The sequence below is a fragment of the Bacteroides sp. DH3716P genome, assembly GCF_025914115.1.
Lineage (GTDB): Bacteria > Bacteroidota > Bacteroidia > Bacteroidales > Bacteroidaceae > Bacteroides > Bacteroides ovatus.
Genome location: NZ_CP083673.1, coordinates 1,680,866 through 1,705,860 on the forward strand (window position 1 = coordinate 1,680,866; position 24,995 = coordinate 1,705,860).

Annotated in this window: 16 protein-coding genes; 11 read left to right on the forward strand and 5 right to left on the reverse strand. The window is 43.4% G+C overall.

Features of this window, described 5'->3' with window-relative positions; translation table 11 throughout:
- Positions 1-98 precede the first annotated feature (98 nt).
- From KQP79_RS05870 to KQP79_RS05890, 5 genes are read left to right on the forward strand one after another with little or no spacing between them, the layout of a single operon-like run.
- Positions 99-632: a CvpA family protein gene (locus KQP79_RS05870; protein WP_008776068.1), complete on the forward strand. Its 534-nt coding sequence runs from the start codon at positions 99-101 to the stop codon at positions 630-632.
- A 1-nt stretch (position 633) separates the two neighbouring features.
- Positions 634-2,112, forward strand: coding sequence for a Fe-S cluster assembly protein SufB (sufB, locus tag KQP79_RS05875; protein ID WP_008776067.1), 1,479 nt, complete (start codon positions 634-636; stop codon positions 2,110-2,112).
- 42 nt (positions 2,113-2,154) lie between these two features.
- Positions 2,155-2,907, forward strand: a complete 753-nt coding sequence (gene sufC / locus KQP79_RS05880) for a Fe-S cluster assembly ATPase SufC (protein ID WP_004298251.1) — start codon at positions 2,155-2,157, stop codon at positions 2,905-2,907.
- Between the two features lie 13 nt (positions 2,908-2,920).
- A complete protein-coding gene (gene sufD / locus KQP79_RS05885; protein ID WP_008776066.1) occupies positions 2,921-4,264 on the forward strand; it encodes a Fe-S cluster assembly protein SufD in 1,344 nt (447 codons plus the stop codon).
- Positions 4,265-4,283: 19 nt separating this feature from the next.
- Positions 4,284-5,495: an aminotransferase class V-fold PLP-dependent enzyme gene (locus KQP79_RS05890; protein WP_008776065.1), complete on the forward strand. Its 1,212-nt coding sequence runs from the start codon at positions 4,284-4,286 to the stop codon at positions 5,493-5,495.
- Positions 5,496-5,872: 377 nt separating this feature from the next.
- On the opposite strand, the gene KQP79_RS05895 is transcribed toward KQP79_RS05890, so the two are convergent.
- A complete protein-coding gene (locus tag KQP79_RS05895; protein ID WP_008776064.1) occupies positions 5,873-8,062 on the reverse strand; it encodes an alpha-galactosidase in 2,190 nt (729 codons plus the stop codon).
- A gap of 82 nt (positions 8,063-8,144) precedes the next feature.
- Positions 8,145-10,514 carry a TonB-dependent receptor gene (locus KQP79_RS05900; RefSeq protein ID WP_032849529.1) on the reverse strand — a complete coding sequence of 790 codons (2,370 nt, stop codon included), beginning with the start codon at positions 10,512-10,514 and terminating at the stop codon, positions 8,145-8,147.
- Between the two features lie 242 nt (positions 10,515-10,756).
- Here KQP79_RS05900 and KQP79_RS05905 point away from each other — a divergent pair, with 242 nt between their 5' ends.
- The 4 genes from KQP79_RS05905 to KQP79_RS05920 all read left to right on the forward strand — a co-directional run bounded on the left by KQP79_RS05905 (position 10,757) and on the right by KQP79_RS05920 (position 18,681).
- Positions 10,757-13,585 carry a two-component regulator propeller domain-containing protein gene (locus tag KQP79_RS05905; protein WP_061448388.1) on the forward strand — a complete coding sequence of 943 codons (2,829 nt, stop codon included), beginning with the start codon at positions 10,757-10,759 and terminating at the stop codon, positions 13,583-13,585.
- A 476-nt stretch (positions 13,586-14,061) separates the two neighbouring features.
- Positions 14,062-16,266, forward strand: coding sequence for a sodium-translocating pyrophosphatase (locus KQP79_RS05910; protein WP_008776060.1), 2,205 nt, complete (start codon positions 14,062-14,064; stop codon positions 16,264-16,266).
- A gap of 90 nt (positions 16,267-16,356) precedes the next feature.
- Positions 16,357-16,959, forward strand: a complete 603-nt coding sequence (locus tag KQP79_RS05915) for a ribonuclease HII (RefSeq protein ID WP_004298244.1) — start codon at positions 16,357-16,359, stop codon at positions 16,957-16,959.
- 180 nt (positions 16,960-17,139) lie between these two features.
- Positions 17,140-18,681, forward strand: coding sequence for a DUF5723 family protein (locus KQP79_RS05920; RefSeq protein ID WP_061448386.1), 1,542 nt, complete (start codon positions 17,140-17,142; stop codon positions 18,679-18,681).
- A gap of 127 nt (positions 18,682-18,808) precedes the next feature.
- On the opposite strand, the gene KQP79_RS05925 is transcribed toward KQP79_RS05920, so the two are convergent.
- Positions 18,809-19,738, reverse strand: a complete 930-nt coding sequence (locus KQP79_RS05925) for a magnesium transporter CorA family protein (RefSeq protein WP_008776058.1) — start codon at positions 19,736-19,738, stop codon at positions 18,809-18,811.
- Between the two features lie 230 nt (positions 19,739-19,968).
- Positions 19,969-22,419 (reverse strand): TlpA family protein disulfide reductase, encoded by a 2,451-nt coding sequence (locus KQP79_RS05930; RefSeq protein WP_008776057.1) that lies wholly within the window; start codon positions 22,417-22,419, stop codon positions 19,969-19,971.
- Between the two features lie 172 nt (positions 22,420-22,591).
- Here KQP79_RS05930 and gpmI point away from each other — a divergent pair, with 172 nt between their 5' ends.
- Together gpmI and KQP79_RS05940 are read left to right on the forward strand one after the other, a co-directional pair.
- On the forward strand, positions 22,592-24,106 hold the full coding sequence (gene gpmI / locus KQP79_RS05935) for a 2,3-bisphosphoglycerate-independent phosphoglycerate mutase (protein ID WP_032842877.1): 1,515 nt from the start codon (positions 22,592-22,594) through the stop codon (positions 24,104-24,106).
- Positions 24,107-24,172: 66 nt separating this feature from the next.
- On the forward strand, positions 24,173-24,754 hold the full coding sequence (locus tag KQP79_RS05940; protein ID WP_004298239.1) for a DUF3109 family protein: 582 nt from the start codon (positions 24,173-24,175) through the stop codon (positions 24,752-24,754).
- On the opposite strand, the gene KQP79_RS05945 is transcribed toward KQP79_RS05940, so the two are convergent.
- Positions 24,751-24,960: a hypothetical protein gene (locus tag KQP79_RS05945; protein WP_061448385.1), complete on the reverse strand. Its 210-nt coding sequence runs from the start codon at positions 24,958-24,960 to the stop codon at positions 24,751-24,753. The two genes, KQP79_RS05940 and KQP79_RS05945, sit on opposite strands and share 4 nt — an antisense overlap.
- Positions 24,961-24,995: the final 35 nt, after the last annotated feature.

Sequence of the window (24,995 nt, forward strand, 5' to 3'; positions counted from 1 at the left end):
AACACCACCTTACCACCTTATTTTTTATCATTCGGCACCTTCTCATTATAATCAGCTTATATACGACTTATTGGTTTATAGCTTATAACATAATAAATGTGGCAACGATTGATATAATTATCCTTATTGTAATAGGCGCCGGAGCGATTGTAGGTTTTGTAAAAGGCTTCATTCGTCAGTTGGCTTCTATTTTGGGGTTAATAGTCGGTCTGTTGGCAGCGAAAGCTCTGTATGCTTCTTTGGCGGAAAAGCTTTGCCCGACAGTGACGGATTCAATGACAGTTGCGCAAGTGTTGGCTTTTATCATGATCTGGATTGCCGTACCATTGATCTTTGTATTGATTGCCTCGCTATTGACAAAAGCAATGCAGGCTATTTCGTTGAACTGGTTGAATCGCTGGTTAGGAAGTGGGCTGGGAGCACTTAAGTTTCTGTTGTTAACGAGTGTAGTGATTGGTGCGATAGAGTTTGTGGACAGCGATAATAAGTTAATTAGTGCAACAAAAAAGGAAGAGTCTTTGTTATATTATCCGATGGAAACGTTTGCGGGGATCTTTTTCCCTGCTGCGAAGAATATGACGCAACAATATATATTAGAGAATAAAGATAAAGATGCAACAAGAACCCAATAAAATGAAACCCAATCAGAAAGACGAACTTGAAAAGAAGACTGATAATGAGTTTGTCCGGAAATTTGCGGAGGAGAAATATAAATACGGTTTCACCACAGAGGTGCATACGGACATCATTGAGCGTGGACTTAATGAAGATGTCATTCGTCTGATTTCATCGAAAAAGGACGAACCGGAGTGGTTGCTGGAGTTTCGACTGAAAGCGTATCGCCATTGGCTGACGCTGGAAATGCCTACCTGGGCACATCTCCGTATCCCTGAAATTGATTATCAGGCGATTTCTTATTATGCCGATCCGACAAAGAAGAAAGAAGGACCGAAGAGCATAGAGGAAGTCGATCCTGAACTGATAAAGACGTTTAATAAACTGGGAATTCCTTTGGAAGAGCAAATGGCTCTTAGTGGAATGGCAGTGGATGCCGTTATGGACTCTGTTTCCGTAAAGACTACCTTCAAGGAAACGCTGATGGAGAAAGGAATTATATTCTGCTCGTTCAGTGAAGCCGTGCGGGAGCATCCGGATTTGGTGAAGAAATATATGGGCTCGGTAGTAGGTTATCGGGACAATTTCTTTGCAGCGTTGAATTCCGCAGTGTTCTCTGACGGCTCTTTCGTGTATATTCCGAAAGGAGTACGTTGCCCGATGGAGCTTTCCACTTATTTCCGTATCAATGCCCGTAATACGGGACAGTTTGAGCGTACGCTGATTGTAGCGGATGATGATTCGTATGTTTCTTATCTGGAAGGATGTACGGCTCCGATGCGGGATGAAAATCAGCTGCATGCCGCTATCGTTGAGATCATTGTGCACGACCGTGCAGAAGTAAAATACAGTACCGTTCAGAACTGGTATCCGGGAGATGCAGAAGGCAAGGGCGGTGTATACAACTTTGTGACTAAACGCGGTAACTGTAAAGGAGTGGACAGTAAATTATCCTGGACACAAGTGGAAACCGGTTCGGCAATCACCTGGAAATATCCTTCCTGTATCCTGACGGGCGATAACTCGACCGCTGAATTCTATTCCGTAGCTGTAACGAACAACTATCAGCAGGCAGATACCGGAACGAAGATGATTCATCTGGGTAAGAACACTCGTAGTACGATTGTAAGTAAAGGCATTTCTGCCGGACATAGTGAGAACTCCTATCGTGGGTTGGTACGCGTGGCCGAGAAAGCGGATAATGCCCGTAATTATAGCCAGTGTGACTCTCTGTTGCTGGGAGATAAGTGTGGTGCACATACCTTCCCGTATATGGATATTCACAATGAGACGGCAGTGGTAGAACATGAAGCTACGACAAGCAAGATTAGTGAAGACCAGATATTTTATTGCAACCAGCGCGGTATTCCGACAGAAGATGCTATCGGACTTATTGTGAACGGATATGCAAAGGAAGTGTTGAATAAACTTCCGATGGAGTTTGCGGTAGAAGCACAGAAGCTGCTTACCATCTCATTGGAAGGAAGCGTGGGGTGATGTTGACTTTTTAATAGTAAATCGTAAAATCGTAAATATATCATGTTAGAAATAAAAGACCTGCATGCCAGCATTAATGGCAAAGAGATATTGAAAGGTATTAACCTGACGGTGAATCCCGGTGAGGTGCACGCTATTATGGGACCGAATGGTTCCGGTAAAAGTACGCTTTCCTCCGTATTGGTGGGTAATCCGGCTTTTGAGGTAACAAAAGGTTCGGTCACTTTTTATGGAAAGGATCTGTTGGAGTTGAGCCCCGAAGATCGTAGCCATGAAGGAATCTTCCTTAGTTTCCAGTATCCGGTGGAAATCCCGGGTGTGAGCATGGTGAACTTTATGCGTGCTGCTGTGAATGAGCAACGTAAATATAAAGGTCTGCCTGCACTGACCGCCAGTGAGTTTCTGAAGCTGATGCGTGAGAAACGTGCGGTGGTAGAGTTGGATAATAAACTGGCTAACCGTTCGGTGAATGAAGGCTTTTCCGGTGGTGAGAAGAAACGGAACGAGATTTTCCAGATGGCTATGCTGGAACCGCGTTTGAGCATCCTCGACGAGACAGACTCCGGTTTGGATATTGATGCGCTCCGTATTGTTGCGGAAGGAGTGAACAAGCTGAAAACTCCTGAAACAAGTACAATCGTTATTACCCACTACCAACGTTTGCTCGATTATATCAAGCCTGATATTGTGCATGTCCTTTATAAAGGTCGTATCGTAAAAACTGCCGGACCGGAACTTGCTCTGGAACTGGAAGAAAAAGGATACGATTGGATCAAGAAAGAAGTAGGAGAATGACAAATATAAAACGATGATGGTTGAACAACAATATATAGAACTTTTCTCACAGACGGAAGCGATGATCTGTAAGCATAGTGCCGAAGTGCTGAATGCGCCTCGTGCGTCAGCATTTGCCGATTTTGAGCGACTCGGATTTCCGACCCGTAAGATGGAGAAGTACAAATATACGGATGTGAGCAAGTACTTTGAACCGGATTTCGGTTTGAACTTGAATCGTTTGGCTATTCCGGTCAATCCGTATGAAGTGTTTAAGTGTGATGTGCCGAATATGAGTACCTCCTTGTATTTTGTGGTAAATGACACATTTTATAATAGAGCGCTTCCCACAGGAAATCTGCCGGAAGGTGTGATTTTCGGTAGTCTGAAAGAAGTGGCCGAGCAACACCCGGAATTGGTGAAGGAATATTACGGTCAACTGGCAGATACCTCCAAAGATGGTGTGACTGCTTTTAATACCGCTTTTGCACAAGATGGCGTTGTCTTTTATGTGCCGAAGAATGTGGTGGTGGAAAAAACAATCCAGTTGGTAAATATCCTGCGTGCAGATGTTAACTTTATGGTGAACCGTCGCGTACTGATTATCCTGGAGGATGGCGCGCAAGCCCGTTTGCTGATTTGTGACCATGCAATGGATAATGTGAACTTCCTGGCGACACAAGTTATTGAAGTATTTGCCGGTGAGAATGCGGTATTCGATATGTATGAGCTGGAAGAAACACATACAAGCACAGTTCGTATCAGTAACCTGTATGTAAAGCAAGAGGCCAACAGTAATGTATTGCTCAACGGAATGACTTTGCATAATGGTACTACCCGCAACACAACCGAAGTGTTGCTGGCAGGAGAAGGAGCCGAAATAAACCTTTGTGGTATGGCGATTGCCGATAAAAACCAGCATGTAGACAATCATACAAGTATTGACCATGCCGTACCGAACTGTACCAGCAATGAGCTGTTCAAGTATGTGCTCGACGACCAGTCGGTAGGTGCGTTTGCCGGATTGGTACTCGTGCGCCCCGATGCACAACATACGAATTCCCAACAGACTAACCGGAATCTTTGTGCTACGCGTGATGCAAGAATGTATACACAACCTCAATTGGAGATTTATGCGGATGATGTGAAATGTTCGCATGGAGCAACAGTAGGCCAGTTGGATGAAGGCGCATTATTCTACATGCGTTCGCGCGGTATTGCAGAGAAAGAAGCCCGTCTGCTGTTGATGTTCGCATTTGTCAACGAAGTGATCGATACCATTCGTTTGGAAGCGCTGAAAGATCGTTTGCATCTATTGGTAGAGAAACGTTTCCGTGGCGAGTTGAATAGATGTCAGGGTTGTGCCATTTGTAAGTAACCACTAAAAAATAATGAACGTGGATATTCAAAAGATACGTGAAGATTTTCCGATATTGAGCCGTACGGTTTACGGTAAACCTTTGGTTTATTTCGACAACGGTGCGACAACACAGAAACCCCGTCTGGTGGTTGATGCGTTGGTGGATGAATATTATTCCGTCAATGCCAATGTGCATCGCGGCGTACATTATCTTTCCCAGCAAGCTACGGAACTGCATGAAGCTTCCCGTGAAACGGTACGTGAGTTTATCAATGCCCATAGCACGAATGAAGTTGTCTTTACACGCGGAACAACAGAAAGTATCAACCTGCTTGTTTCCAGCTTCGGCGACGAGTTTATGGAAGAAGGGGATGAAGTGATTGTTTCCGTGATGGAACATCATAGCAACATCGTTCCCTGGCAACTGTTGGCTGCCCGTAAAGGAATTGCCATAAAAGTCATCCCGATGAATGATAAAGGCGAACTTCTGCTGGATGAATATGAAAAACTATTTTCCGAACGCACGAAGATAGTCAGCGTAGTTCATGTATCGAACGTACTGGGTACAGTGAATCCGGTGAAGGAGATGATCGCAACAGCTCATGCGCATGGTGTACCTTGCCTGATAGATGCTGCACAGTCTATTCCTCACATGAAAGTGGATGTACAGGAGTTGGATGCCGATTTTCTGGTATTCTCCGCCCATAAGATATATGGTCCGACAGGTGTCGGAGTACTTTATGGAAAAGAAGAATGGTTAGATCGCCTTCCACCTTATCAGGGAGGAGGAGAGATGATTCAGCATGTCTCTTTCGAGAAGACCACTTTTAATGAACTTCCTTTCAAGTTTGAAGCCGGTACGCCCGACTATATCGGAACTACCGGACTGGCAAAAGCCCTTGATTATGTGAACGGACATGGCATTGAACAGATAGCCGCCCATGAGCATGAACTGACAACTTACGCTTTGCAACGTCTGAAAGAAATCCCCCATATACGTATATTCGGTGAAGCAGCCGAACGGGGAGCGGTCATTTCTTTCCTGGTGGGAGATATCCATCATTTCGACCTCGGCACGTTGCTGGATCGTCTAGGTATTGCCGTGAGAACAGGGCATCATTGTGCACAACCTCTCATGCAACGTCTTGGCATAGAAGGAACTGTACGTGCTTCGTTTGCCATGTACAATACCAAATCGGAAATAGACACTTTGGTGGCAGGAATTGAACGTGTCAGCAAGATGTTTTAAAGATATGAGCTGCTATTCCTGTGGAGTAGCGGCTTTTTTTATTCTTTAACTAAAAAAAGAGGGCCTCGAGTGCAGTGATTTGAGCTTTCGTGCGTCTAATAGGTAAAGAAACAAAATGTTCATTGAATATCAGGAGGGTCGTGAGACCATGCTTATATTATATAAATTCTCTCTCTTTAACATTAATGCAGCTATATCGTAAAAAGTTACGGTGTAGCTGCAACTTTTTTAGAGACTTCCTCCGTCTAATAGAATAGTTGTAACCATTGAAACAGCTGTTGCGATTGAAGATGAATTGAATATTATTGTATGTAAAAAGAAAGGGGAAACGCTGATAACAGCGAATCCCCCTTTTTTATCGATTATTTCCTTCCTTTTTATTCAGCAGTCAGCTCAATTACGCGGCTGAAAGCCTGATTTGTTGTGAAAGCATTGATTCCCACTTTCATCAGATAATCTCCTGAATAAGTTTTCTCATTGGCAGCCAGATTCGATTTGGAATTCGGCATCAGGTTGATTTCTTTCACCTTATACATTTTCTTCGCATCCAGTCCCTGAAGTTTTACCGGGAGCAGTTTCTCACCGAAACGTGGGTGGATATCGTAGGTATAAAGCACAGCTTTGTTCTTATCCGGTGAGGCATACATGAGAGACATGTGATTGCCATCGTAGGGAGAAACCAATCTGTATTGATCGCCGTCCAGAATCACTTTTTTCAGACGCGTCCAGTTGGCAACTGCATTCTGGCAGTAAGTCTGTTCGTCTGCATTCAGTTCCTTCAGTCCAAGGTCAAAGCCCAGTTTGCACATACTTGCCACATCCGTACGGAACTTCACGCTTGTGTTCTTGTTCCAGCTGGTTACGTGTGCACACATGGCTTTTGCCGGGAAGATTTGTGAGAATCCCCACTGGATAAACAGACGTTCTATCGGGTCTGTGTTGTCGCTGCACCAGAATTCTGTGTAATATTTCAGAGCTTCGTAGTCGCAACGGGCGCCACCGCCGGAGCAGAGCATCATTGGCACGTTTGGATATTTGTCTTTGATACGTTTCAATACATTGTATATACCACGTACATGGTCGATATAAAGCTGTCCCTGTTTATTTTTTAAATATGGAGAATAAACATTTGTAATTGGAGAGTTACAGTCCCATTTAAAGAAAGCCACTTCCGGATTCTCTGTCAGGATCTTATCCACTACACCATATACAAAGTCCTGTACTTTCGGATTGCTAAGATCGAGTACCAGCTGATTACGGTAATAATATGTTTCGCGGTTAGGCAGTTGGATAGCCCAGTCGGGATGTTTTTCGAACAACTCACTTTTAGGGTTAACCATTTCCGGTTCAATCCAGATACCAAATTTCACTCCGGCTTCTTTGGCAGACTGTACAAGGGCAGGAATACCGCCCGGCAGTTTGGATCTCATCACTTCCCAGTCACCCAGTCCGGCATTGTCACTGTTGCGTGGGTGCTTGTTGCCAAACCAGCCGTCATCCAGCAGGAACATATCTACACCAAGATGTTTAGCTTCCTTCATCAGTTCGGCAAGCAGTTCCTCATTGAATTTGAAGTAAGTATTTTCCCAGTTGTTTAATAAAGTCATACGGTCGCCTTGTCCGTCTTTCAGCTGATAGTTGCGTGCCCATGCGTGAAGGTTGCGGCTGGCTTCGCCCGTACCGTTGTTGCTGAAAGTAAAGATGAATTCAGGAGTTGTAAACACTTCATTCGGCTTCAGTTCATAATCAGATGCATAAGGATTGATGGCGGGGATTACACGGAGGTTACCTACGTTGTCCACTTCGAAAGTGAACTGGAAGTTTCCTGTCCATCCGATAGTACCTAGCATGGCACGTCCCTGCGCTTCCTGTGCCGGTTGTTCAAAACCAAGCTCAAAGAACGGGTGGGTGTGCATGGCAGCACGGCTTCCCAGTTTGGTGTCGATCACCTTTTTACCGAACAACAGAGGTTGTGTGCTCATTTGTGCTTCTTTTGCCCAATCGCTACTGAATTCTGTCAGGTAATATTCGTTTCCGGAGAAATAAAGCATGGTGGAAGCATAACGCCATAAGGTCACAGGCTTCTTTTCAGCATGTTTGATTTCGCTCCACGTCTTGATGACGTTTTCTTTCGGATAAGCGATGTAATGCAGTGTGACTTCTACCGGATACTGATTATCTTTTAGTTGAATAATCGTTTCCGTTCCGCCCGCTACTGCCTTCTGCTCGGAGGATATATAGCGGAGAATCGTACTCGGGTTCCCGTCATTGTGCGTGATAGCTACAGCCGGTTCAAAATAATCTTCGGCGCCGGAGCCCGGATATACTTCCCATCCGCGGGTGGATACGCTACCGTCACTTCCTCCTTTTACGTAAGGAGAAAAGTTGTTGATGTCTTTCTCGTTCAGTAACTTATCGCCCAGATAAGCCTGATAGAGTCGTCCGTTAGGAGCTACTTGGAGAATTAAGTCTGTGTTGTCCGTTGCGATGCGGATAACGTTCTTTTCCTGGGCGTCCACTTGCGCCAGGGTAAACAATGCCATAAGTAATACGAAAAGTTTCTTCATGGTTTTTTAATAATTAATTAGGTATTAGTTAGTTTGTGGGCATAGAATGCCGCAAAGATAATTATAATTCGTCAGGAATGAACTAGAATTTAATGCTTGCGCTAAATTCTACGGTAAATGGGCGTAAATAATTTCCACTCATATAGTTGCCTGCATACTGGGCAGCTTCTTCTTTGGTAATCAGTTCCGAACCGTTGATGGTTCCGCTGGCCCCCTTCTGATTCAGGAAGTTGATGACTGTTGCCCCTAAAGAAAGATGCTTGTTTACATTCCAGTTGATCCCCCCGAAAGTTTCCCAGCGACCGTTGAAATAGAGGGCTTCCTGGAGATTGGCGTAAGTCTTGCCGAAATAGCGGAAACTAAGCCAAAGGCGTAAGTCCTTCGTGATATTATAGCTTGGGTCGAGTTCGACAAGAATCTGCGGAATCTCTTTTACAATCATCCCATTGGCGTTGACAGACATTTCCGAACCATCGTTGAATGTGACGCTTGCGTTATAGTTCTTGTAAACAGGTTTCTGATACGTGAACAGAGCGTGCAGGTGAAAACCTTTGAACGGGTCGATTTCGGCAGATGTGGTCCATCCCAGTGTTTTGATATTATAAATAAGCAATACGGTCTTTCCTTCTTCCGTTCCCGGTTTCGTCAGGTTTTGCTGGTCAATATTATTAGATTTAGAGATATAGGTAACCATAGAGGTGAGGTTGATCCACTTGTTCTTGTAGAACAAACCGCCACGGATTAACGGTATGGTGACACGTTTGTATTGCTCTTCCGTAGGACCTGTTCCGGCATATTCGTTGATACGTGGGAAGCGGGTGGCTACTGTTCCGTCGGCAGTCAGGCCGAATTGCCCGGTTACGTTGTAAGCGGCGCGGAGCGTGGCGGCATAGTTCAGTTTATCCTTTACCACTTTGGCGGGATGAATGCTGCGTTGTGTGGCAATGATATTTCCTGTTTCTTCCTCTTTGCTATAAGTGGTAAAGTCGCCGATGCGGAAACCCGGGAAACGGGAAGCGGATATTTGATCGGCACTCATCCGGTAATATTCCAGGCGTCCGCCATAATAGATATTGAATTGGGGAGTTACTTGCCAGTTGTCTGTAAAGTAAAGGGCGAGTTTATTTTCATATCCCTTTGTATATTCGGGACTAAGTTCGTTGTACCCGTATGTCTGTACGCGCTGACCGGTCAGGGTGGGGTCCAGGGAACTTGTAGTTGTGGAAGTCAGCAACTGTGGATAGTTCTGTACGGTGGCCATCCATTGCAGAGAAGAGGAATAATAATCAAGATGGTAATACCATTCGTTCACTCCCAGACGCAGATCATGGTTGCCAAAGGTCTTGTTTAGCTCGGAAGTGATTAGGAAGTTTTTCACTTTGCCTACGTGCAACCAGGTGCGGTGACCTTCTGCCAGTCCCTCATACGGATCACCGTTTGATAACGTAAAACCATCGTTGGCGGTTACTTCGCTGATGGTGCTGCCTCCGAAGTCGACATAGTTGGCACGTGGAGCATCCATATATTTCAGATTGAATTTCCATAGCAGATCGTTCCTGAAACGATAATCGGAGATCAATGCAATCTCATTGGCACGGTTTTCAGAACCATTGCCCAAGTTCCATGTTTTCATCTTTCCGTCTCTTACGTCCATGTATGGGAAAGAACCGTTCTGCGGAACATAAGAATTTGTTCCCAGTTTGAAACCGTCTATCTCTTTAACCGAGCCGTCGCCGACATAGATAAAAGGAGCTGCATTGGCATAGCTGGCCGGATTTTCACTGCGGGAGTGTTTGTAGAGCAAAGATATTTTGCCGCGTCCGTTGTTGAAGAGACGGGTCAGGCCGGCATGATAAATCTCTGTGCGGTCTGCATAGTTCGTAAATTCCAGGTCGAAACTTCCCGGGTCGAAGTTCTGGTAAATGCTTGCCGTGTAAAGCCATTGGTCATTGATGGCTCCTGAAACATTGAAGTCGAAGTTCTGCATACCGAAATGATTGGTGCGGTAGTTTAATATACCTTGGAAATCCTTTTGTCCCAGTTTGCTGAATGAGTTGACGGAGTAAGCAATATTACCGGTCGTGATGGCCGATTCGGAAGGAGATAAAAGTCCTACTTCTCCCAGGCTGCTGTCGCTACGCCAATGAGCGGCAAGTTTGTGAACGGTAGAGGAATATACGGCAGGAAGTCCATTCTCATAGACATTAACGTCCTCGCTGGGAAGTCCGATTTGAATTTCGCGGGGTTTGTTGGCGTCAGAAGCATTCAGCATCACATTGCGTTCGCCTTCTTCTGATTCTTTTTTAGTAGAGTTGGCAGGAATCGTATCCTGCTTCATTTCGGTTCGGTTCGTCTTTTTCTTGTTCACCTGAATGTTCGCTGCATTCCCGTTGGAAGGAATCAGTTGCAACAGGGTTGCTAGAGTAAGGCAACTAAAGGTTACTTTTTTCATCACTTGTATTCATTTAAAGATTTGGAAGTTCACATCGGTTGTGTCATTTTGACGAAGGCAAAGATAGGAGGAGGAGAAACAAGTGGCTATACTCTTTTTTGTCAAGATGTGCAAGAGATGTTTCAAGTGTGCGATAGCCCTTTGCAGTGCGACATTTATTGCCATCCGTGCAACAAATGTTTCATCCTTCCTATGCATTTAGCGTAAAAAAAACTATATTTGTCGCTATCTAATATCTGTGTATGAAAAGGAAATTGCTGCTTTTTCTCCTTTCTATTTGTTTTTTCCTTCCGGATTTTGCCGCGACGGGACAGTATAACTTTATCCGTGTAGATGGAGGAAGCGGTCTTTCGAACAGTCATGTCAAGTCCATTATTCAAGATAGTTACGGTTTTATCTGGCTGGGTACGCGCAACGGTCTTAATCGTTATGACGGCGTGTCGATGAAGCTTTATAACTGCTATGACGAAACTTTGCAGCATGGCAATCAGGTCATATCCGCTCTTTTTGAGGATAATCACCGTCAATTATGGGTAGGTACGGATGATGGTGTTTATATTCAGGAGCTTGCTACCGGGAAGTTTTCGTTCTTTGATGCCCGCACAGAGAGCGGAGAGCAAATCAGATACAACTGGATTGAAGATATTCTGGCAGATCATTCAGGAAATATCTGGGTGAATGCACCGAATCAGGGAGTTTTCCGCTATCAGGTGGAGACGGGTAAACTGTTCCGCTATATTCCCTGTCCCAGTAAGGATAAAAGCAAGGACTTTCCGCAGTCTATCTGTGTAGATAAAGAAGGTACGGTCTGGGTGGGTACGTATGGAGCGGGAATTTACCGTTACAGTCCGGAGCAGGATAAGTTTGTGCCCTATGCAACAGAAGCCCTTAAAGGGGATTTCATCTTTACTCTGTGCGATTATGGCGATGAACTGATTGTCGGAGTGCATGAAGAGGAACTGAAACGGTTCAATAAAAAGACTGGAGAAGTGAGTATATTCCCTGCGCCCAAAGTACATCGAAAAATTATCCGCTACGCTGTTTGCTTCGGAGACGAGCTGTGGGTGGGTACGCAGAATGGCGTTTATGTGATTAATGAGAAATACAACAGTGTGCAACATATTCCTGCCGATGCCGGAGGGAAGTATGGGCTTGGAGATGCTATCGTCGATAAGATTTATCGTGATCGTGAAGGGGGAACCTGGATCTGTACGCAATTTGGAGGAGCCAGCTATCTGCCTGTACGTACGCTCGATTTTTCGGTTTATCTTCCGGGAGCGCCCGGTACAGTCAGCGGACGACGCATCAGTGAATTGGCGGAAGGAAAAGACGGAGTGGTGTGGGTTAGTACACAGGATGGCGGTGTTTGCTACTGGAATCCGGGAACACAGACTTTCACTAAAATTCCCCAGTCGCCTGACCGTCAGAATGTATTAAGCCTGTTCGCTTCGGATGATTTGGTTGGCGCAGGTTACTTTAAAGGGGGCATCGACCTGATTGTTCCTCAAGATCAGGTTCAGACGTTCTATCCCGCACAACTTGGTATCAGTGAAGGTTCCGTGTTTGCCCTTTACCGCGATCGTGGGGGAGCAATCTGGTTGGGTGATGGCTGGAACATCTTCCGTTCGGCCGACAAAGGACAGACTTTTGAGAAAATGGAGCAATTCGGGTATGCTTATATGCGTGATATTCTCGAAGATAAATCCGGCAATATATGGGTGGCAACGATGGGTAGTGGAATATTCCGGTATCATCCGCAGACAGATCAGATGGTCAGCTATAAATGTATACCGGGGGACAGCACTTCTATCGGAACGAATGAAGTGACAGGTATTTCGGAGGATAGTAAAGGCTTTATCTGGTTTTCTACAGACCGGGGTGGATTGTTGCGTTTTAACCCCGAAACCGGAAGATTCAGGACATACACCAAAGCGGACGGGCTTCCGGACAACGTAACATATAAAGTCGTGGAAGACTGGCAACATCGTATCTGGTTCGGAACAGACCGTGGACTGGTTTGTCTTTATCCGGAAACAGACAGCCTGCAAGTTTTCAACCGAAATGACGGGTTACCTGATAACCAGTTTAACTATAAATCGGCCTTGGCTGCCTCTGATGGTACTATTTGGATGGGAACTATCAATGGGCTGGTCTCTTTTAATCCGCAAATTGTCCATCCGAATACTTTTGTGCCTCCAGTCTATATCACCGAAATGTACGTGCAGGGACGTGAAACTCCTTTCACGGCAGATGGTGTGCAACTGCCTTACCGTTCTAACGTCAGCTTTGATTTTGTAGCTTTAAGTTATACCTCACCGGGTGCAAATCGCTATGCCTACAAAATGGAAGGGATAGATAATGACTGGAATTATACATCTGATGTGCATACAGCGTCTTATGCCCAGCTCCCGCCGGGAGACTACCTGTTCCGTGTGCGGGGCAGTAATAATAATGGTGTCTGGAATCAGGAAGAAGCTACTTTATCAGTGCGTATTCTTCCACCTTGGTGGCGTACAGTGTGGGCTTACCTTATCTATATCATTGTAGTGTCCGGCAGCTTTGTCTTGACTCTTCGCGCCTATCGCCGCCGGGAAGTACAAAAGATCCGTGAGCAGCAATTATTGGCAGAACTGGCGCGTGAGCGTGAATCCCATCGTACGCATGAGATGTTTATTAATCAGATCACTTACGGAGCTTGTACTCCGCAAGGGGGTGCGATGTCACGGGCTGATGAACAACTGATGTCCCAACTGATAGCCAAAGTGCGTGAGAATCTTTCCGACGCCAATTATAATGTAGAAGCATTGGCTGCAGCCATGAATATGTCCCGCTCCAGCCTGCATCGTAAGATTAAGGCGCTGACCGATCTTTCTTCACTCGACTTTATCCGTATCATCCGATTAAAACGTGCGGCAGAACTATTGCAGGAGGGAGAATTGCGCATCAACGAAATCTCTGACAGAGTAGGTTTCCAGTCGCCTTCTTACTTCGCAAAGATATTTCAGAAGCAATTCGGAGTTACTCCTACAGAGTTTGCCCAACAAAATAAGCAGAGAATGGCAGAGGGTTAGTAACTATGGGCTATTATTCGTTATTTTATCATGGGGTGGTGAACAGGTTTTAGCTCCTTTCGGTACTGGAATGAACTAATCTTAGTTCTTCTAAGATTTAATTGGTAATATGCGATGATTTAATATTCATCATATATAGATTTATTCGTCTGACAGTTGTTGAACTTTCGTCTGGCAATTGTTGTTCTTTCGTCTGACAATTGTCAGACGAAAAAGAAACAGCTGTCAGACGAATAAATTCATGTATCATTAGCCATAACCCCATTAGGTATCAAAAATAAATCTGCACAAGCTCGAAATTAGTTCATTTCCGTATAGAAATGAGGGAATGAAGTAAATAACTACAGTGTGCCCATTTTGTTTAAAGAGATTAAAAGATAGAATAATTCAGCTTTATAAATTCTTTCTTTTTTACTTGCTTATTTCATTTGATTTCCATACTTTTAGCCTCCGTAAACCCTTTAAAAATTGATCCTATGGACAACATTCTTTTCTGGCTGGTTCCAGTCGCTTCCGTGTTAGCCCTCTGCTTTGCTTATTACTTTCATAAGCAAATGATGAAAGAGAGCGAAGGTACACCCCAAATGATAAAGATAGCTGCTGCTGTGCGCAAAGGAGCTATGTCTTATCTGAAACAGCAATACAAAATAGTAGGTTGGGTATTCTTGGGATTGGTTATTTTGTTTTCAATTATGGCCTATGGCTTTCATGTACAGAACGCATGGGTTCCCATTGCTTTTCTTACAGGCGGATTTTTCTCCGGGCTTTCCGGATTTTTAGGGATGAAGACGGCGACTTATGCGTCGGCTCGTACCGCTAATGCCGCCCGTAATTCTCTGAATGCAGGGTTGAGGATTGCTTTCCGAAGCGGCGCGGTGATGGGATTAGTTGTAGTTGGCCTGGGATTGCTCGATATATCTTTCTGGTATCTGTTGTTGAATGCAGTGATTCCTGCTGATGCGCTGACACCTACTCATAAACTCTGTGTGATTACTACTACCATGCTGACTTTCGGTATGGGTGCTTCTACGCAAGCACTCTTTGCCCGTGTAGGTGGTGGTATCTATACGAAGGCAGCCGATGTTGGAGCCGACTTGGTAGGTAAAGTAGAAGCCGGAATTCCGGAAGATGACCCTCGTAATCCTGCTACTATTGCTGATAATGTAGGTGACAATGTAGGTGACGTGGCCGGTATGGGAGCCGATTTATATGAATCTTACTGTGGCTCGATTCTGGCAACAGCTGCACTGGGTGCTGCTGCTTTTATCCATTCGGCAGATACAGTGATGCAATTCAAGGCAGTTATTGCTCCGATGTTGATTGCAGCTGTTGGTATTATCCTTTCTATTATAGGGATATTCGCTGTCCGTACTAAAGAGAATGCGACCATGAAAGACTTGCTCGGTTCATTGGCTTTCGGTACGAACCTTAGTTCCGTGCTTATTGTTGCAGCTACATTCTTAATCCTGTGGCTCTTGCAACTAGATAACTGGATTTGGATTTCTTGTGCCGTAGTAGTCGGACTGGTAGTAGGTATTATCATCGGACGTTCTACGGAATATTATACTTCTCAATCTTATCGTCCTACCCAGAAACTAAGTGAAAGCGGTAAGACTGGTCCTGCTACCGTCATTATTTCCGGTATTGGTTTGGGTATGCTTTCTACAGCTATTCCTGTAGTTGCAGTAGTGATTGGTATCATTGCCTCCTATCTGTTGGCTTCCGCAGGTGATTTCGGTAATGTAGGCATGGGATTGTATGGCATCGGTATTGCAGCTGTTGGTATGCTTTCTACCTTAGGTATCACATTGGCAACGGATGCTTACGGTCCGATTGCGGATAATGCGGGAGGTAATGCGGAAATGTCCGGTCTGGGTGCTGAAGTTCGCAAACGTACTGATGCGCTCGATTCATTGGGTAACACAACTGCCGCCACGGGAAAAGGTTTTGCAATCGGTTCCGCTGCGCTGACAGGTCTGGCTTTGCTGGCTTCTTATATTGAAGAAATCCGAATCGGTCTGACACGTCTTGGTAATGTAGATCTGACTTTTGCAGATGGAAGTTCTATCAACGTAGCAAATGCCACTTTTATCGACTTCATGGATTATTACGAAGTACACTTGATGAATCCAAAAGTACTTTCGGGCATGTTCCTCGGTTCAATGATGGCTTTCCTGTTTTGTGGTTTGACAATGAATGCAGTAGGACGTGCGGCAGGTCACATGGTTGACGAAGTGCGTCGCCAGTTCCGTGACATAAAGGGTATTCTGACTGGAGAAGCCGAGCCGGATTACGAACGTTGTGTTGAAATATCGACAAAGGGTGCGCAGCGTGAGATGGTTATTCCTTCCTTGATTGCTATTATTGCTCCGATTCTTACAGGATTTATCTTTGGCGTTCCCGGCGTACTCGGCCTACTGATTGGTGGTTTGAGCAGTGGTTTCGTATTAGCTATCTTTATGGCTAACGCCGGAGGTGCATGGGATAACGCAAAGAAATATGTGGAAGAAGGTAACTTTGGTGGAAAAGGCGGTGAAGTGCATAAAGCAACCGTAGTAGGAGATACAGTAGGTGATCCGTTTAAAGATACCTCCGGTCCGAGTTTGAATATTTTGATAAAACTTATGAGTATGGTGGCCATTGTGATGGCAGGACTTACTGTGGCCTGGAGTTTATTCTAAAAAAGCAGAAGGGAAAGTAAGAAAAAGGAGACAATACAAGTCTCCTTTTTTAATTTGAATTACCTTTGTATCAAAATAGAAGCGATAAATATGTTATTACCTTATTTGAACGAGAATCTGATTGAAGCCGGATGTGATGAGGCCGGTCGTGGATGTTTGGCGGGAGCGGTTTATGCTGCTGCAGTTATTCTTCCGAAAGATTTTAAAAATGAACTGTTGAATGATTCCAAACAACTGACGGAAAAGCAACGTTATGCATTACGCGAGGTAATAGAGAAAGAAGCGATTGCTTGGGCGGTTGGCATTGTGTCACCGGAAGAAATTGATGAAATAAATATCCTGCGGGCTTCTTTTCTGGCGATGCATCGTGCAGTGGATCAGTTGACCACCCGTCCCCAACATTTACTGATCGATGGTAATCGTTTCACTAAATACCCCGGTGTTCCCCATACTACAGTAGTGAAAGGAGACGGGAAATATCTTTCGATAGCAGCAGCTTCAATTTTAGCCAAAACATATCGAGACGATTATATGAACCGTCTTCACGAAGAATTTCCATATTATGACTGGGACCACAATAAAGGTTATCCAACTAAAAAACATCGTGCCGCCATTGCCGAACGTGGCACTACTCCTTACCATCGCATGACGTTCAATCTGTTGGGAGATGGCCAGTTGACTTTGAGCTTCTAAAGTCGCTTTGTTTCATTTTACACACATTTTCTACATTTTTTTGCAGAATAAGCACGATTTTGTTACGGATAACCGTGAAATTGTTCCGTTTAGGCTAAAAAAGTGTTGCCTAGTGCTTTTATTTGTTATTGAAATGCTATATCTTTGCGAACAATAATAAGAATTAAAAAGTTTAAAATCATGGCAACGAACAAGCTATTATGGTCTTCTAAGCTCATTGGGGTATTTTTTATTATGTTGGTTTGCACTCTTTCTGCAAATGCACAGTTTTTACGTACTTCCTATTTCATGGAAGGTACTCACTATCGTCAACAACTGAATCCGGCTTTAACACCGACTAAAGGTTACTTTAACCTTCCAGTGATCGGTGCTGTTAATGCAACGGTTGGTTCTACTTCGTTAGGCTATCAGGATATCATTGATATTATTGATGATGGCGATGATTTCTACACCAAACCGGATTTCATGAATCGTCTGAAAGATAATAATAAATTGAATGTGAACTTCAGTACAGAAATTCTTTCTGCAGGATGGTATAAAGGAAAAAACTTTTGGTCATTCAATATCGGTCTTCGTACAGATATCGGTGCTAACCTGACAAAGAATATGTTTACCTTCTTGAATGAGATGGAAACAGTTGAAGAAAACTGGAGAAATAGTAACTATGATATTAGTGGTCAGCAATTGAACATTAATGCTTATACTGAAATTGGTTTAGGACTTTCACGTCAGATTAATAGCCGTTTGACAGTTGGTGCTAGAGTGAAAGCTTTATTGGGTATTGGTAACATGGAGTTGAAACTTAATAGAGTTGCAATGAGCGCTAATTTACCTAGTGATCAACAAATAAATCAGTGGTCAAGTGAGAGCTATTGGAATTCTATGACCCCTTCACAGGCAGCACAGGCAGCACAAGAATTAAAGGATAAGTTTAATAACTATCATGCAAACTTGACTGTTGGTGCCGAACTGAAAAGTTCTTTCAAAGGCTTGGAATTGCAAGAAGAAGAGGGTAAAGATTATGTAACTGACTTTGATTTCGATAGCGGTAAATTGGGTATAGCTGGGTACGGTTTTGGTATCGATTTAGGAGCTTCTTATAAAATATTGGATAATCTGACTGTATCTGCTTCTGTTCTTGACTTAGGTTTTATCTCTTGGTCAAAATCAAGTACAAAGATTGCATCTGCTAATCCGGATCCGATTGATATTAAAGGAAGTACCTATGCAAATATGGTTGATCCGAATAATCCGAATACTGTTATGAACGCTGTAAATCAGTTGCAGAATGACGCTCAAGGATATATGGACCGTGTAACAAATGGTGATGTACTTGACTATGACATGTTGCAACTCGAAGTAAGCGATGCTAAAGAATCTCGTAAATCTCGTCTTGCTTCTACCCTAGTATTAGGTGCAGAATATGGATTCTTCAATAACAAATTAGCAGTGGGTGTATTGTCAACCACTCGTTTTGTACAGCCTGATGCTCTTACAGAATTAACATTCTCTGCAAACTACCGTCCGAAAAGCTGGTTCAATGTAGCACTTAGTTACTCAGCTATCCAGTCAGCCGGTAAATCTTTCGGTCTGGGTCTGAAATTAGGTCCTCTGTTTGTCGGAACTGACTATATGTTCTTAGGCAAGAACTCTAACTCTGTGAATGGATTCGTTGGAGTTTCTATTCCGTTGGGCGGAAGAAAAGCAAGTAAAGAAGGATAAGATATTTTAATTTCTCTCTCTAAACATTCTCTTTTAATTAATTCTCTATAGAATAAAAAACGTATAATTTACAGCTTACCGTCTTAGAATCCTCTAAAGGATCACAGATGGTAAGCTGTTTTTTGTATTAGAACCATTTTATCTTCCGGAATATCACAAACGCAAGAGTTGACAATCCGATGGAAAATAGTACGATCAAAGAGAAAGCAAAGGGTACCTCTTCCAGATGAATATCCACATTCATACCATAGAAACTGGCAATCAATGTCGGGAGCATCAGGACGATGGACAGACTTGTCATGCGTTTCATGATTGTATTCACGTTATTGGAGATAATGGAGGCAAAAGCATCCATCGTTCCCGTGAGAATGTCACTGTAAATATTCACCGTGTTAAGTGCCTGTTTCAATTCGATAATCACATCTTCCACTAGTTCAGTGTCCAGATAATCCGTATCCTGGAAAATAGTCCTTAATTTTCCTATCATTACTTCATTTCCACGGATGGAAGTATTGAAGTAGACCAATGTTTTCTGCAGTCTCATCAGCCGGAGCAGGTCCTCGTTGCGGATGCTTCGTTCCAGTTCCTTTTCTGCGGCGCTGATGTCTATGTTTATCTGCTTTAGGTATTTCAGGAACCATACGGCAGAAGAATAGATGATCCGAAAAATCAGATCCAGCTTGTTGCGTACAACAATCCCTTTTCGACGGGTATGCTCTATGAAATCCGGTAGCAAATCGGTGTTGTGATAACAGACGGACACAATAATCTCGTTATTGGTGATTATTCCAATCGGTACAGTGTCGAAGGGCAGGCTGCCGTTCTGCTTGTTCTGCACAGGGATACGAAGAATGGTCAATAACCAGTTACCTTCCGTATCCGTACGCGGACGTTCGTCCGTATCGGCTATGTCATTAAGAAATGATTCGGGTACGTTGAGAGTTTGAGTTAGAAATTCAAAGTCATCATTATTTGGGCATACTACATTTACCCAGCTGTTAGGAAGCCATTGAGCTTTTTCCACAAAGCCGGCTTCACAATAAAGATACGTTCTCATCTTATTGCCTCCTTTCGTTTGTTTTACACGAGCAGAGGCATCAGGTTTCAATGACTCTGTTCGCTTTAATTAATACTAGTTGTGCACGTTCGCGGGTTTGAATCGTCCATATTTCTATGATTTTAATTTAAAAGCGATGCAAAGGTACGGAAAAATGAAGAGGGTTCCGCCCTTTGTATCGCTTTTTTTGATATTCTTTTATTTGTGCCCTTTATTTAGAGGCTCCGATCCTATTCTGCTTTTCCTTCGAAATGATTATCCAGATATTTCCTGATATTGTAACTGCTTAAACGCTCTTTGGATATGCTGCCATCTTTTTCAACAAGTTCATAGTGTGGAATACCATTGAACTGGAATAGTTGACGCAGATAATTGAACTCTGCCTCCGAAACATAATAACAGGCTTCTCCTTTTAGATTCTTCTCTATATATTTTTTGTAGTCTTTCTCGGGCGAATCTTTCTGACTTGTGATATAGATGAATTGAAACTCCGGATGATCTTTATATTTTTTGCGTAAATCGGCAGTTGCCTCTATTCCTGCACGACAAGGGCCACAAGTCGTTGCCCAGAAATCGACAAACAGAACCTTACCTGAATGATTCTTTATGATGTTGCGGAATACTTCAGTCGCTTTTCCATCAGGCAACTGATAAGATCTTGCCCTATCTTTCGGGTGTGTCTTTTCCAGCACTCGTTCAGCTTCTGATGCGAGAAACGGTTCGGTGAATATTTGTTTGATGCTATCCACATATTCATGAGCTATTTGGCTGTCTTTGATATTTCCTAAATTAAAATTAAGGCTCCGCACTTTGGCTATTTGCCAGAGCAAAGGGTTGGGAGTAGGATATAATTGTGCAATGATGGAATCTTTCTTGAAATCATATTTCTGGTTCATTTTTATAAAGATTTTATCCTTATCCTGCTGGGATTCTTCCTTTTTCTCGGAATATAATGCCACATATTCTTGTATGAGTTTTTGTTCTTTTTCATAGAGCGATGCCATCTTCTCGTTCTCTGCAATTAACTGCCTCATTATAATTTTGGCAGTAGTTCCGGCCAACTTCTCCTGTCTAAGTCTTATTGCTTCCTGCTCCTTATTTAGTTTCACACCTTTTTCTTTAAGGAAAGTCAATAGAGGTTTCTTCGGATAAGTATAATCAATGCTGTCTGATGGAGAAAAAGACTGGTCGGAATATGCTTTCCGGAACAGGTCCATATATTCGAAACGGTTGATAAATGTACTTGCGTTTGTGTTTGCAAGTACGGTTACATCATTGAGTGGCATATCTTTCAAGAAACTGTAATAGGAATCGTCTTCCTTTACTTTCAGCGCCTGATTGGTGCTATCTTGCTTTGCGTAATAATCTCTGCTCATCAAGAAATCAAAAAGCATACTTCCGGCTTGCAAATCTACCTTGTTCTTTATCAGATGAACTGCCTTGAGAGAGGGCTGATAGATTTGGCTTACAGAGTCTGCAACCTGTTTCCATTGTGCAATGATAGGCTTCATGTGCTCCTTGTATTGGTCGGGAGTTAATGTCTTTTGTGATTTCGATAAGTCCTCATAGCGATAGGTTATCAGGTTATCAAAGTCTTTCAGCAGGTAGGAGAGAGAGGCGGATGGACCCATATATGCTGTGTTCCTGATAGGGAAGTAATGATCGCGTGCACGGCTGCGTGCCATTACAGCTTCCCAGTCGATATACATGGTGAGAGTTTGTCCGGGTTCAATATAGAATGGAATCCAGTTGTGTCCTAGTACTACCGATGATTCTATCGGATGATTAATGATAAATCGACAGCTAAAACTACCGTTCGGGGCTATCTGGATGACGGTCGGATAATCTTCACGGGTCAGTTCATTTGACAGATAAATAAGACCGGTGTCAAATCCTAAACGAGGATCGTATCCGTTTATATACCCTTGCAGATAAGTTGAATCCTGGCGGAAGAATTGCTTAAAATCAGGTTCTGCAGCAACCTGTGTAATCGGAGTTCTCTCCTTGCTGTACACTAATTCTTCCGCTCCTTTCTGCTGAATCTTACACGTGCCGTCTTTTTGCGGGGTGAATGATAAAGTCATTTCCTCCTGACTCTCTCTATCTTTTAAAGTCATTTCAATCCGCTTTCCCTTTTTTCGGATATTTTCATTGATGTATATCCGGTTATTCAGAATGCTGATGGAGTCGTAAACTCCATATTCCCATGAACCGGAACCGTCTGTCTTGAACCAATTGCATTTGATGGTGGCTAGTGGAGAAGAATCTTTCTTCTTTTGCAGGACTAGCGATATGTCATAAATATTGCCTTCGGGATCAGTAGGATTGAGAAAATGAATGGTCTGTGTTTCTGACGGTAACGGCTCGAAAACCAGCACATAATCCATTGTTCCTGAATCCGGCATATAGACTTCTTTTTTGAGTTCGATACCTTCAGCACTTTTGAACAGATATTTCTTGCCGGTTGCGGCATCTTCCAGATAGGTATCTCCATCCTCCATGATCCACCAGTGCGGGCGGAAGATAGCATGAATATATACTCTTGTGTTCTCGGGAGTGCGCTCTATGCGGGTGATGTTGGAAATACTTCCTGATCGGGCTTTGAAAGGAGGATGGTCGATTGTTTGTGCGGATACTATACCCGATAACAAAAGTAAGATACAAAATAAAGTTGTTTTCATAATAATAGTTTTTCGATCAACATATTGAAAGTAATTTTACAAAGTAAGAAAAATATTCATAGCCTGGTGCACTTCTGCCCTGTAACTTAACATAGATTAAACGTTTACGTAACCATCTTTTTTGTACCTTTGCGCCCGAAAATCAGAGTGATAATTTAAATATTGAAATATTATGAGTAAGAAAGCCCTTTTAATGATCCTCGATGGTTGGGGATTAGGTGACCAAAAGAAAGATGACGTAATCTTCAACACTCCCACTCCTTACTGGGATTATCTGATGACTACTTATCCTCACTCTCAACTTCAGGCAAGCGGTGAAAACGTAGGTTTGCCCGACGGGCAGATGGGTAACTCGGAAGTAGGTCACTTGAATATCGGTGCCGGACGCGTAGTTTATCAGGATTTGGTAAAAATCAATCGTGCATGTGCTGACAATAGCATCCTGAAAAATCCTGAAGTCGTTTCTGCTTTCTCTTATGCAAAAGAAAACGGAAAGAGTGTTCACTTTATGGGGCTGACTTCTAACGGTGGCGTACACAGCTCACTCGTTCATCTCTTCAAACTTTGCGATATCGCTAAAGAATATAATATTGACAATACATTTATCCATTGCTTCATGGATGGTCGTGACACTGACCCGAAGAGTGGTAAAGGCTTTATCGAAGAACTTTCTGCACACTGTGAGAAATCAGCAGGCAAGATTGCTTCTATCATCGGCCGTTATTACGCTATGGACCGTGACAAACGTTGGGAACGTGTAAAAGAAGCTTATGACCTGCTTGTAAACGGCATAGGTGAGAAAGCTACCGATATGGTTCAGGCTATGCAGGAGTCTTATAATGCAGGTGTTACAGATGAATTCATCAAACCGATTGTGAATGCCAACTGCGACGGAACAATCAAAGAAGGTGATGTAGTTATCTTCTTCAATTACCGTAATGACCGTGCCAAAGAGTTGACTGTTGTATTGACTCAACAAGATATGCCGGAAGCAGGTATGCACACCATCCCAGGGCTGCAATATTACTGTATGACTCCGTACGATGCTTCTTTCAAGGGCGTTCATATCCTGTTCGACAAAGATAATGTATCTAATACATTAGGCGAATATCTTGCTTCTAAAGGCTTGAGCCAACTTCATATCGCTGAAACAGAAAAGTATGCGCACGTAACATTCTTCTTCAATGGTGGACGTGAAACTCCGTTTGATAAAGAAGATCGTATCCTTGTTCCTTCTCCCAAAGTGGCTACTTACGACTTGAAGCCGGAAATGAGTGCTTTCGAAGTAAAAGACAAATTGGTGGCTGCCATCAACGAGAACAAATATGATTTCATCGTAGTGAACTTCGCTAATGGTGACATGGTAGGTCATACCGGTATTTATGAAGCAATCGAGAAAGCTGTTATTGCTGTAGATGCTTGCGTGAAAGATGTAATCGAAGCTGCCAAAGCACAGGATTACGAAGCAATTATCATTGCCGATCATGGTAATGCTGACCACGCTTTGAACGAAGACGGTACTCCGAACACTGCTCACTCTTTGAACCCTGTTCCTTGTGTTTATGTAACAGAGAACAAAACTGCGAAAGTAGAAAACGGTCGTCTGGCAGATGTTGCTCCGACTATTCTCAAGATTATGGGTCTGGCTGCTCCGGCTGAAATGGACGGAAACGTTTTGATTAAGTAATTTAAATTTCTATAATTGGGAGGGCGGAGTAGAACTCCGCCCTTTTTGTCTCACATAAGGTTTAAAATGATACAAATAGGTGATGTAGTAGTGTCTCTTGATGTATTTCAGGAGAAGTTTCTTTGCGATCTGGGTGCCTGCAAGGGCGCTTGTTGCATTGAAGGTGATGCCGGTGCTCCGGTAGAGCTGGATGAGGTGATGGAGCTGGAAGAGGTTTTGCCGGTTATCTGGGACGAACTGGCTTCGGAAGCACGTGCGGTGATTGAAAAGCAAGGGGTGGTATATACGGATCAGGAAGGTGATTTGGTGACTTCTATTGTCAATAATAAGGACTGTGTGTTTACTTGTTATGATGAGAATGGTTGCTGCTATTGCGCGATCGAAAAGGCCTATCGAGAGGGAAAGACTGCCTTCTATAAACCGGTGTCCTGCCATCTTTATCCTATCCGGATTGGAGATTACGGACCTTATAAAGCGGTGAATTATAATCGTTGGGACGTATGCAAAGCAGCGGTTTTGCTGGGAAAAAAAGAGAATCTTCCCGTATATCAGTTTTTGAAAGAGCCTTTAATCCGTAAGTTCGGTGAAGAATGGTACAAAGAGCTGGTCACTGTTGCCGAAGAACTGAAAAAGCAACAGTACATTTAAATTCTCTTCCGGTTCTTGCGTATGCAATATACCTGATATAGTAAAATACACAATGCGATAATAATTCCGCATGCCGGTATCATCCATACTTCCGGATGAATAATAATCAAGAAAATACAAGTGGCGATTACGCAGGAAGTCAATACAATAAGAAACAACCTGATCTTTGCAAATAACGGATTAGGAACAGTAGTTTTCATTTTCATAGTTATGTTTTCTTTGCTTTTTATGCAAGATAGTG

Excerpts from the sequence above, each read along its gene's own strand:
- KQP79_RS05920 (WP_061448386.1), top strand. The coding sequence starts at position 17,140 with ATGGCAACGAACAAGCTATTATGGTCTTCTAAGCTCATTGGGGTATTT.
- KQP79_RS05900 (WP_032849529.1), bottom strand. The coding sequence starts at position 10,514 with ATGAAAAAAGTAACCTTTAGTTGCCTTACTCTAGCAACCCTGTTGCAA.
- KQP79_RS05895 (WP_008776064.1), bottom strand. The coding sequence starts at position 8,062 with ATGAAGAAACTTTTCGTATTACTTATGGCATTGTTTACCCTGGCGCAA.
- KQP79_RS05915 (WP_004298244.1), top strand. The coding sequence starts at position 16,357 with ATGTTATTACCTTATTTGAACGAGAATCTGATTGAAGCCGGATGTGAT.
- gpmI (WP_032842877.1), top strand. The coding sequence starts at position 22,592 with ATGAGTAAGAAAGCCCTTTTAATGATCCTCGATGGTTGGGGATTAGGT.
- sufD (WP_008776066.1), top strand. The coding sequence starts at position 2,921 with ATGATGGTTGAACAACAATATATAGAACTTTTCTCACAGACGGAAGCG.
- KQP79_RS05930 (WP_008776057.1), bottom strand. The coding sequence starts at position 22,419 with ATGAAAACAACTTTATTTTGTATCTTACTTTTGTTATCGGGTATAGTA.
- KQP79_RS05945 (WP_061448385.1), bottom strand. The coding sequence starts at position 24,960 with ATGAAAATGAAAACTACTGTTCCTAATCCGTTATTTGCAAAGATCAGG.
- KQP79_RS05910 (WP_008776060.1), top strand. The coding sequence starts at position 14,062 with ATGGACAACATTCTTTTCTGGCTGGTTCCAGTCGCTTCCGTGTTAGCC.
- KQP79_RS05925 (WP_008776058.1), bottom strand. The coding sequence starts at position 19,738 with ATGAGAACGTATCTTTATTGTGAAGCCGGCTTTGTGGAAAAAGCTCAA.
- KQP79_RS05905 (WP_061448388.1), top strand. The coding sequence starts at position 10,757 with ATGAAAAGGAAATTGCTGCTTTTTCTCCTTTCTATTTGTTTTTTCCTT.
- sufB (WP_008776067.1), top strand. The coding sequence starts at position 634 with ATGAAACCCAATCAGAAAGACGAACTTGAAAAGAAGACTGATAATGAG.
- KQP79_RS05940 (WP_004298239.1), top strand. The coding sequence starts at position 24,173 with ATGATACAAATAGGTGATGTAGTAGTGTCTCTTGATGTATTTCAGGAG.
- sufC (WP_004298251.1), top strand. The coding sequence starts at position 2,155 with ATGTTAGAAATAAAAGACCTGCATGCCAGCATTAATGGCAAAGAGATA.